The organism is Streptococcus mitis (assembly GCF_002096855.1).
Taxonomy (GTDB): domain Bacteria; phylum Bacillota; class Bacilli; order Lactobacillales; family Streptococcaceae; genus Streptococcus; species Streptococcus mitis_Y.
On the sequence record NZ_NCVH01000033.1, the window covers coordinates 343,008 to 352,952 of the forward strand.

The 9,945-nt window shown below is 39.2% G+C and carries 11 protein-coding genes and 1 pseudogene; 9 read left to right on the plus strand and 3 right to left on the minus strand.

All coding sequences use genetic code 11. The features are described 5' to 3' along the window. The first annotated feature begins 39 nt into the window (after window positions 1-39). From B7698_RS09930 to B7698_RS09945, 4 genes are all read left to right on the plus strand, one after another. Window positions 40-543, plus strand: coding sequence for a phosphoribosylanthranilate isomerase (locus tag B7698_RS09930; RefSeq protein ID WP_084865614.1), 504 nt, complete (start codon window positions 40-42; stop codon window positions 541-543). A gap of 161 nt (window positions 544-704) precedes the next feature. Further along, on the plus strand, window positions 705-2,447 hold the full coding sequence (locus tag B7698_RS09935) for a glycoside hydrolase family 13 protein (protein ID WP_084865616.1): 1,743 nt from the start codon (window positions 705-707) through the stop codon (window positions 2,445-2,447). Between the two features lie 109 nt (window positions 2,448-2,556). Next, on the plus strand, window positions 2,557-2,868 hold the full coding sequence (locus B7698_RS09940) for a hypothetical protein (protein WP_000420556.1): 312 nt from the start codon (window positions 2,557-2,559) through the stop codon (window positions 2,866-2,868). 3 nt (window positions 2,869-2,871) lie between these two features. Then, the gene (locus B7698_RS09945; protein ID WP_084865618.1) at window positions 2,872-3,588 is read left to right on the plus strand and encodes an alpha/beta hydrolase; all 717 of its coding nucleotides are present in this window, start codon (window positions 2,872-2,874) and stop codon (window positions 3,586-3,588) included. 127 nt (window positions 3,589-3,715) lie between these two features. Here the strand turns inward: B7698_RS09945 and B7698_RS09950 are convergent, their stop codons facing one another. The 3 genes from B7698_RS09950 to B7698_RS10435 are packed head-to-tail and all read right to left on the minus strand — an operon-like array spanning window position 3,716 to window position 5,565. Beyond that, a complete protein-coding gene (locus B7698_RS09950; RefSeq protein WP_045611789.1) occupies window positions 3,716-4,531 on the minus strand; it encodes a TIGR03943 family putative permease subunit in 816 nt (271 codons plus the stop codon). Then, entirely contained in the window at window positions 4,528-5,433 is a 906-nt protein-coding gene (locus B7698_RS09955; protein ID WP_000123630.1) for a permease, read from the minus strand. Before B7698_RS09955 ends, B7698_RS09950 begins: the two co-directional genes overlap by 4 nt. Next, window positions 5,434-5,565, minus strand: coding sequence for an SPJ_0845 family protein (locus B7698_RS10435; RefSeq protein ID WP_004234728.1), 132 nt, complete (start codon window positions 5,563-5,565; stop codon window positions 5,434-5,436). Window positions 5,566-5,720: 155 nt separating this feature from the next. On the opposite strand from B7698_RS10435, the gene B7698_RS09965 reads away from it, so the two are divergent. The 5 genes and pseudogenes from B7698_RS09965 (at window position 5,721) to B7698_RS09985 (ending at window position 9,807) form a co-directional block, all read left to right on the plus strand. Further along, window positions 5,721-6,071, plus strand: a complete 351-nt coding sequence (locus B7698_RS09965; protein ID WP_000349514.1) for a PBECR3 domain-containing polyvalent protein — start codon at window positions 5,721-5,723, stop codon at window positions 6,069-6,071. A 608-nt stretch (window positions 6,072-6,679) separates the two neighbouring features. Continuing rightward, window positions 6,680-6,807 (plus strand): annotated as a pseudogene (locus B7698_RS10520) (DUF1919 domain-containing protein); the annotation flags it as partial. A gap of 103 nt (window positions 6,808-6,910) precedes the next feature. Then, window positions 6,911-9,040, plus strand: coding sequence for a Tex family protein (locus B7698_RS09975; RefSeq protein ID WP_084865620.1), 2,130 nt, complete (start codon window positions 6,911-6,913; stop codon window positions 9,038-9,040). Continuing rightward, window positions 9,027-9,476: a SprT family protein gene (locus B7698_RS09980; protein WP_084865622.1), complete on the plus strand. Its 450-nt coding sequence runs from the start codon at window positions 9,027-9,029 to the stop codon at window positions 9,474-9,476. Before B7698_RS09975 ends, B7698_RS09980 begins: the two co-directional genes overlap by 14 nt. 58 nt (window positions 9,477-9,534) lie before the next feature. Next, window positions 9,535-9,807, plus strand: coding sequence for a PspC domain-containing protein (locus tag B7698_RS09985; RefSeq protein WP_001085044.1), 273 nt, complete (start codon window positions 9,535-9,537; stop codon window positions 9,805-9,807). Window positions 9,808-9,945 lie beyond the last annotated feature (138 nt).

The following is a 9,945-nucleotide window of genomic DNA, read 5'->3' on the forward strand; positions in this document are numbered from 1 at the left end:
ACAATGAAATTAAGTTCTATATCAACGATTGGAGGAGGAATGAATTCTCTATTTGATGAATTTCGAACAATTTGTTCTCATTTAAACCAAATCGGAATCACACCGACGCTCATGGGGTCCTTGGGTTTTGAATACCGTTCAAATGAAGAATGGAGGCCGTCTGACATTGACATTCATGTGCCTGGTGATCCTAGAGGTTGGGAAGCGCCTGATCATCTCAGAATTTATGAGTGGGACAAGATAATGAAAGTGATGAAACACTTAGGCTATGACTTAATAGATATTCATGAGCATGAATTCAAAAAAGATGGACTGAGTGTTGAATTCGGAAGTATCGATTCTTTACCTGATTTTGCAGGAGTTTCGGAATCGGATATAGAGCTGATTCATCTCGAAAACATCACTTTTCGCGTTCCAAGTTTGGAACAGTTTTTAAGTATTTACAAGGCTTCTTCCCAAGATTCCTATCGAAATGATCACAATAACAATAAGGATTTTAAAAAAATAGAGTGGTTGCAAAGATATTTTTTAATCATCATTTGAAAAGTAGCAAGTTGTAAGACTGGCTGCTTTTTTATTTATAGAACCAAACCACTAGAATCTACGGATAAGCCTTGAAAATAAAATACGAAAGTAGTATACTAGAATCACAATTATGAAAACGTTTGCGTAAAATTGGAATTAAAACTTTAGGAGACAAATTGATGGAATTAAGTGCTATTTACCATAGGACTGAGTCGGAGTATGCCTATCTTTATAAGGATAAGAAGATTCATATTCGGATTCGAACTAAGAAAGGGGATATTGAAAGCATCAACTTGCATTATGGGGATACTTTTATCTTTATGGAGGAGTTTTATCAGGATACAAAAGAAATGTCCAAGATAACTTCTGATGGCTTATTTGATTATTGGCAGGTTGAAGTGTCCGTTGACTTTGCACGTATCCAGTATCTCTTTGAAGTCACGGATACAGAAGGTCAAAGTATTTTGTATGGTGATAAAGGGTGTGTGGACAATTCTCTAGAAAATCTTCATGCTATTGGAAATGGATTTAAGTTGCCCTATCTTCATGAGATTGATGCCTGCAAGGTTCCTGATTGGGTTTCAAATACGGTATGGTATCAGATATTTCCTGAGAGATTTGCCAATGGAAATGCTCGATTAAACCCAGAAGGAACATTAGACTGGGATTCATCTATCACACCTCAGAGTGATGATTTCTTTGGTGGTGATTTACAGGGGATTATTGATCATCTGGATTACTTGCAAGACTTGGGCATTACTGGACTTTATCTTTGTCCGATTTTTGAATCTACGAGCAATCATAAGTACAATACGACAGATTATTTTGAAATTGACCGTCATTTTGGAGATAAGGAGACATTTCGGGAGCTGGTCGAGCAATCGCATCAGCGTGGCATGAAAGTCATGCTGGATGCTGTATTTAACCATATTGGTTCGCAATCGCCTCAATGGCAAGATGTTGTCAAAAATGGTGAACAGTCTGCTTATAAGGATTGGTTCCATATTCAACAATTCCCAGTGACTACTGAAAAGATAGCTAATAAGAGGGAACTACCTTATCACGCTTTTGGTTTCGAGGACTATATGCCTAAGCTAAATACAGCTAATCCAGAGGTCAAGGACTATCTTTTAAAGGTTGCGACTTATTGGATTGAAGAGTTTAATATCGATGCTTGGCGTCTGGATGTGGCTAATGAGATTGACCATCAATTTTGGAAGGATTTTCGTAAGGCAGTTTTAGCTAAAAAGCCTGATCTTTATATCCTAGGAGAAGTCTGGCATACGTCTCAGCCTTGGCTAAATGGCGATGAGTTCCATGCGGTCATGAATTATCCTTTATCTGATAGTATCAAAGAGTATTTCTTACGAGGTTTTAAGAAGACAGACCAGTTCATCGATGAAATCAATGGCCAGTCTATGTACTACAAGCAACAGATTTCAGAGGTTATGTTTAATCTCTTGGATTCGCATGATACAGAGCGAATCCTGTGGACGGCAAATGAGGATGTTCAACTGGTTAAATCAGCCCTAGTCTTTCTCTTTTTACAAAAAGGAACACCCTGCATCTATTACGGAACAGAGTTATCTTTAACCGGAGGTCCAGACCCAGATTGTCGACGTTGTATGCCTTGGGAACGCGTATCAAGTGACAATAATATGCTGAACTTTATGAAGAAGCTAATCAAGATTCGTAAACATGCGTCATCAACCATTCAGCATGGCAAGTATAGCCTAAAAGAAATCAAACCAGATTTAGTAGCTCTGGAATGGAAATACAATGGCCAAATCTTCAAAGCAATCTTTAACCAATCAAAAGATGATTATCTTTTAGAGAAGGAAACCGTAGCATTAGCAAGCAATTGCCAAGAATTGGAAAATCAGCTTGTGATCTCTCCAAATGGATTTGTGATTTTTCATTAAAGAGCGACAGGAAAATTGTAGTATAGAGAAGATTTTACAAGCAGACTATTTGTCGTCTTGCTGCAATTGGTATATAATTTAACTTAAAGAAAATAGGAGGACTGACCGAATGGAATTAAAAGATTTTACAGAAAAAGAACAGGAAATGATTAAGAAGGGGCTTACGACGTCTAAGATTAGTGACAAGGAAACTGCTGAAAAGATTCTTGCGCTAGTACCACAAGACTTGATTAAGCGAATCCCATTTTTCGTCAGAAAACATGCTACGACACGTACGATTAAACGCATTTCAATTGAACACCCTGAACTCTACGCTGCAGCTCAAACAAGTGGTGAAATTCCAGAAAAAGAACGCGAAGAATTACGTCAGATTATCACGACTATCTTTGAACAAAAGATGAATAAGCATAGTATTAAGTAGAGAATGAAAAAATATTTTATTGGCGGTCTGGGAAGCAATATCTATCATAGCAAGGATTTTCTTCAAGAACTAGATTCGCAGGTTTATTTTCTAAGTCCATATGAAAAGCATCTTCGAGATGAAACAGAATTGAAATTATGGTTTAAAAATGAGATTGTAGAAGGAGACTCTATCTGTCTGATAGGTCATTCTCTTGGAGGAGATTTGGCGCGTTATCTTGCATCGGAATTTTATGAAGTGACAAAACTGATTCTTTTGGATGGTGGCTATCTAGATTTAGATAAGATTTTACCTTTAGATGTGGAATTAGAGGAAACAAAAAACTATATTGAATCTCAAGTTGTTTCGGACTTAGATGTTCTTATTTCTAAAGAAAAATCTGAAGCAAAGCATTGGTCAGAAAATATGGAGGAAGCTGTAAGACAGTCCTATCACTGGAATGCAGAGTATAATAGATATGAGTTGGCTATAAATTATGAAAATATAGAAGCGATACTCCGTCTACGAAGAAAAATCCAAGCTTTTAAGAGAGAAGTGGGAGATACCTTGTTTATTAGTCCTCGCTATCCTAATGAAGCTACATGGAGAGAGGACGCCCTAAAAGAATTGCCAGACTATTTTGATACTATTTTTCTAGAAAACGTTAGCCATGAGCTTTATACTGAAGCACCCAAAGAAATCGCTAGTCTAATTAATGAGTGGTTTTCTTATACTCATTGAGCTACTTGTATTACTTAAAATGTTTTAAAATTTAAATCTACAAATCATTATTACTCATATAACAAAAAACGAACAGGCTCTTTTTCTGTCATTCAGAAGAGAACTTGTTCGTTTTTATCTTGCTTTTTTAAAACACGCGATACACATAGGGATTCTCTGGTTTATCGACTTTGGTAAAACTATCGATTTCCAAGGTTGGGAGGTTTTGTTTGAGTTCTTTATGATAGTGATTGACCAGTTTTCCTTTGGCTGTTATCCAGGTATTATTCTCATACTGACGGGTATTTCCCTTGGTCAGCAATCCATAGACACCAGAATCTGCGATACAATGGATAATGCCGAAGCGGAATAGAAATTGGCTATTGGCATGACTGGGGTCGTTATAGACAAATCCTGTGAACTGGACTGTCTTGCCCTCAAACTCATCTGGATAGTCGTAGATAGCCTCCATGACTTCCATATAGTTTTCGTTGGTGATCTGAATACTATCTTGGGACAAGTATTTATCCGCCGCAGTTCGCATCTCCTTTTCATAGGCTGTTTTTGAAAAATAAGAACTGGTATCTGGTTTCAAATATTGGCTTGTCGTCCCTTCACTTGTCTGAATGGCTTGATCCGTGCCTTCTGATAAGGGGAATTGATAGCCTTTGGCAGAAACGGTCTGAGAATCCAAGCTAACAGTTGGAAAAGTTAAACCGACGACAATTGGAATGGCAAGAAGAGCAATACTAGTTCCTTTAGATAATCGGCTATTCAGATGACTGTGGGTTTTGACTTGCTTCATCCAGATATACAGCTGGACGATTGCCAAGATAAAGGAAAGCACCATGGAAATATAGGCCAGATAGGAATAGTGCATGTTGATGTACTGGTTTAATTTGCCGGACAGATGGAGATAAATAGTCAATTCAAAATAGCCAGCTAAAACTAAAAATCGAATCATAGGACGACTCCAATCAAGAGAGAATATACTAAGACAACGAGTGTCACAATCGTAATGAACTGACTGATAAATCGTGCTTTCAAGTAATTTTTCATCATGAGAATATTTTTGATATCCAGCATTGGGCCAATTACGAGAAAGGCCAAAACTGGTGCTAAGCCGAAACTCGAGAGAAGAGAAGATCCGATAAAAGCATCAGCCTCACTACAGAGAGAAAGAAGAAAGGCTAAAATCATCAAGAGCAGGATGGCAAAAAGAGGGGTTGCACTGATAGAGGTCAGAATCCGTGTCGGAACATAGACCTGTATAACAGAGGCAAAGAGACAGCCAAATACCAAATAACGCCCCGTATCAAAAAATTCATCAATGGCCTGCACAAAGACCTGAAAAACTTTTTTTGCAGAGCTCAAGTGAGAAAAATCATGCTCATGACAAGCCAACCGATCTTCTTTTTGAATCGGTTCTTGCCAGAAAAATCCTAGAAAAATCCCAAGTATCACAGCCACAACGATGGAACCCAGAGCTCGCAATAGGGCGATATGGAAGGAGTTGCCAAAGGCAGAATAGGTCGCAAAGAGAACAATAGGATTGATAACAGGTGCTGTCACAAGAAAGGGAACGGCTGTGTAACTGGGAACCTTTTTTTCCAGAAAACGATTGATAATGGGGACGATTCCACATTCACAAGAAGGGAAAAGCATCCCGACAAAGGTCCCAAAAAAGATTCTCCCCCAACGATTTCGAGGGAGAAAATGATAAACCTTTTCAGGTGTGATATAAACCTCAATCAGCCCTGAAACAATACTTCCTATCAGAACGAAGGGTAGGGCTTCAATGATTATAGAGAGAAAAATAGCCCCAGTCTGAAGCACACTAGAAGGGAGTTGTTGGAAAGCAGTCATCTAGTTTTTCTTTTCTGCTTTGGCTTTTTTCTCTTTGTCATCAGGGAAAGTGACTTGTTTCAAATCAGGGAGTTTAGCAAACTCCTCAAACATCTTGTCCAAGTCATCAGTTTTTGTAAATTTTACAGCCATAGGTGCACCTCGATTCTAAATTCTATCTCTATTATACTATTATTTTAAGGAAAAGGGAAAAGTTAAAATTGAGTATCTAACGAATAATAGAGCTTGATATATCCTGATATACACTATGATTGTGATATAATAGTTGTGGAATAACGGAGGAAATGATGGATCATGAAACAATCGGTCAGGTTACCGATGAAGTAAAAGAAATTTTTGATATTGTTCTTGAAGCGAGCGACATAAAGGTCAACAAAGACGGTTTGAGAAGCCATATGATAAAACGCCATCACAATGATGTGATTCATCATATTGAAGACCTGGAACTCATACTAAGGAACCCAGATTTCGTCGGGGTCAATCCACGAGAGAAAGACGCCAGTTTCGAATATGTAAAAAGATTTGATGATAATGTTCTTGTTTCCATCAAGTTACATAAAAGTGGAGATTTCTTTTATGTTCTGACCATGTATCGCTTACAAGATTTCAAGTTACAAAGTCGTATTAAGTCTGGGTAGATTGAGAAAGCTTGACAAAAAAATAGATAGTGCTAGAATAACATTAACGAAAGACATTTGAGGGCAGAAAGGTTCCTGCCGCACCTTGAAGAAGGTATCTGAGATGCTGGGTACACCGACCAGCCAAATGTCCGTTATTTCAAAGGAGGGGCTTAAATGCTCCTTTTTTATTTAAAATTTCAAAATAGATTATCCCCACCGCAGACTCTGTCTTGCGGTTTTTTATTTTTCAAAAACACGCATTTTGGACGATTAGAAATAGAAATCTAAATGCTATTCTTCACCACAACAATTAGGATAAATAATTTTTAACACGAGGGCTCTCCTTTCACCAAATTTGAGTCTGCCGATCCCTTGGCTATCCTTTCCTTTCACAAACGAGTCGCTTATTCAATTATAAGTTTACGTGCTCCTAGTCACAGTCAGTTGTGCTTGATGGAAAGAATGACACCTATAAAAATGCGAGGTAGTGACTATACCACTCACTTATTCACCACCCCGTGATTTGTAGTAGTGATAGGCTTTCTCGCTATTATTATAAAACAAAATAAAGAGCACAACACTTTTTCATTCTGTGTTGTGCCTTGAGTGAAACGAAAGGAATTAATTATAAAAGTTTAAAAAGTCAATGTGTTATTCCAGGTCAGGAACATCTTCCAGAACTGGCTATTATGTCTGATCCATTAAATACTTTTGATGTCATGGAGTGGTAAAAAAAGGTGGCAATGCTCTCTAAGTACAAGTTATTGCACTATAGAATATAAATCTATTCCCCACATATTGTTTTTAAATACTGTAAGAGCTAATTTGAAACGTTTAGCTTATGGTATAATAGATTCATGGATAAAAAATATGAAAAAATCTCCCAGGATTTGGGAGTGACGTTAAAGCAAATTGATACTGTTCTAAGTTTGACAGCTGAAGGGGCGACTATTCCCTTTATTGCGCGTTATCGCAAGGATATGACTGGTAGTTTGGATGAGGTGACAATTAAGGCCATTATCGACTTGGATAAAAGCCTGACAAATCTCAACGACCGTAAGGAAGCTGTCTTAGCTAAGATTCAAGAACAAGGCAAGTTGACCAAGGAATTGGAAGAAGCTATCTTAGCTGCCGAAAAATTAGCAGACGTTGAAGAACTCTATCTTCCTTACAAGGAAAAGCGTCGGACTAAGGCAACCATTGCCCGTGAAGCTGGACTCTTTCCTCTTGCTCGCTTGATTTTGCAGAATGTAACTGACTTAGAGAAGGAAGCTGAAAAGTTCGTCTGTGAAGGATTTGCGACTGGCAAGGAAGCCTTAGCTGGTGCAGTTGATATCTTGGTCGAAGCCTTATCGGAGGATGTCAATTTACGTGCTATGACTTATCAGGAAGTGCTGAGACACTCTAAACTCACTTCTCAAGTCAAGGATGAAAGTCTCGATGAAAAGCAGGTTTTTCAGATTTATTATGATTTTTCAGAGACAGTTGGAAATATGCAGGGTTATCGTACCTTGGCCCTCAATCGTGGGGAGAAGCTAGGTGTCTTGAAGGTCGGTTTTGAACATGCGACGGACCGTATTCTTGCCTTCTTTGCTACTCGTTTCAAGGTGAAAAATGCTTATATTGATGAAGTGGTTCAGCAATCCGTTAAGAAAAAAGTTTTGCCTGCTATCGAGCGCCGTATTCGGACAGAATTAACTGAAAAGGCAGAAGAGGGAGCTATCCAACTCTTTTCTGACAACCTACGCAATCTCCTCTTGGTTGCTCCACTGAAAGGGCGCGTGGTTCTAGGATTTGACCCTGCCTTTCGTACAGGTTCCAAGCTAGCTGTCGTGGATGCAACAGGAAAAATGCTGACAACTCAGGTCATTTATCCTGTCAAACCAGCCTCTGCTCGTCAAATCGAAGAAGCCAAGAAAAATCTGGCAGACTTGATTGGTCAATACGGTGTAGAAATTATTGCTATCGGAAATGGAACGGCCAGTCGTGAAAGTGAAGCCTTTGTGGCGGAAGTTCTGAAAGATTTCCCTGAAGTCAGCTATGTTATCGTAAATGAAAGTGGTGCTTCTGTCTATTCTGCCAGCGAACTAGCTCGTCAGGAGTTTCCAGACTTGACTGTTGAAAAACGCTCAGCTATTTCTATCGCCCGTCGTTTACAAGATCCCCTTGCCGAATTGGTCAAAATTGATCCTAAGTCAATCGGCGTTGGTCAGTACCAGCACGATGTCAGCCAGAAGAAGTTGTCTGAAAGTCTGGATTTTGTCGTGGATACGGTTGTTAACCAAGTCGGTGTCAACATCAATACAGCCAGCCCAGCTCTTCTTTCACACGTAGCTGGACTCAATAAAACCATCTCTGAAAATATCGTCAAATACCGTGAGGAAGAAGGAAAAATCACTTCACGCGCCCAAATCAAGAAAGTTCCTCGTCTGGGAGCCAAAGCATTTGAACAGGCTGCTGGTTTCCTTCGTATTCCTGAAAGTAGCAATATCCTCGATAATACTGGAGTTCACCCAGAAAATTACGCTGCCGTTAAGGAACTCTTCAAACGCTTAGATATTAAAGACCTAAACGAAGAAGCACAAAATAAGCTTAAGTCTCTTTCTGTCAAGGAAATGGCGCAAGAGCTAGACCTTGGTCCTGAAACCCTTAAAGATATCATTGCTGACCTTCTCAAACCAGGTCGAGATTTCCGTGACTCCTTTGATGCACCTGTGCTTCGCCAAGATGTCCTAGATATCAAAGACTTAGTGGTTGGTCAGAAGCTAGAGGGTGTGGTGCGTAATGTCGTTGACTTCGGTGCCTTCGTTGATATCGGGATTCACGAGGACGGCTTGATTCATATTTCCCATATGAGTCGCAAATTTATCAGACATCCTAGCCAAGTGGTGGCAGTTGGAGATTTGGTGACCGTTTGGGTCAAGAAAATTGATACTGAACGTGAAAAAGTCAATCTGTCGCTCCTAGCTCCAAATGAAACTGACTGATTACGTTAAGCAGGTTTCGCTAGAAGACTTCGGTAGACCTTTTATCCATCATGTTCAGTGGAATAGGCGTCTACGTTCGACAGGTGGGCGATTTTTCCCCAAAGATGGGCATTTGGATTTTAATCCCAAGGTTTATCAGGAACTAGGTCTGGATGTTTTTAGGAAAATTGTCCGACATGAACTCTGTCATTATCACCTCTATTTTCAAGGGAAGGGCTATCAACACAAGGATCGGGATTTTAAGGAACTGTTGAAAGCAGTGGATGGATTACGCTTTGTGCCAACCTTGCCAAATAGCCACTCTAAACCACTCAAACTTTATCGTTGTCAATCCTGCCAGCAAAGTTATCATCGCAAGCGAAGGATTGATACTAAACGCTATCGCTGTGGACTTTGTCGAGGTAAATTGCTACTAATAAATCAGCCTGAGGACTGATGAAAGCCAAGCCTACCCGTGTTATACTATGTCTAACCTAGCAGAAAGAGGAAATATCATGAACAGTAAATTTTATAAAATGAGACGAAATCGCATGATTTCAGGAGTTCTGGCAGGTCTGTCAGACAAGTGGAACTTTGATGTTACTCTTGTTCGTTTCTTGTTTGCCATTTTTACAGTCGCAAACTTTGGACTTGGCGTGATTATCTATATCATCCTAGCTTCTATCATGCCAACCAAGGAAGAAATCGAAGCAGAAATGTACGGAACAGGCCCACGTAAACGCAAAGAAGCTCAAGCCATTGACGATAATGAAGGCTGGTTTTGGTGAGGTTTTACAGAAGATTTGGAATAAGCAAAAAGCTTTAAATCAAGGCTCTTTGTCAACTGTAGTGGGTTGAAGAAAAGCTAATATCTAGAAAGGACAAATTTCGTCCTTTCTTTTTTGATATTCAGAGCGATAAAAATC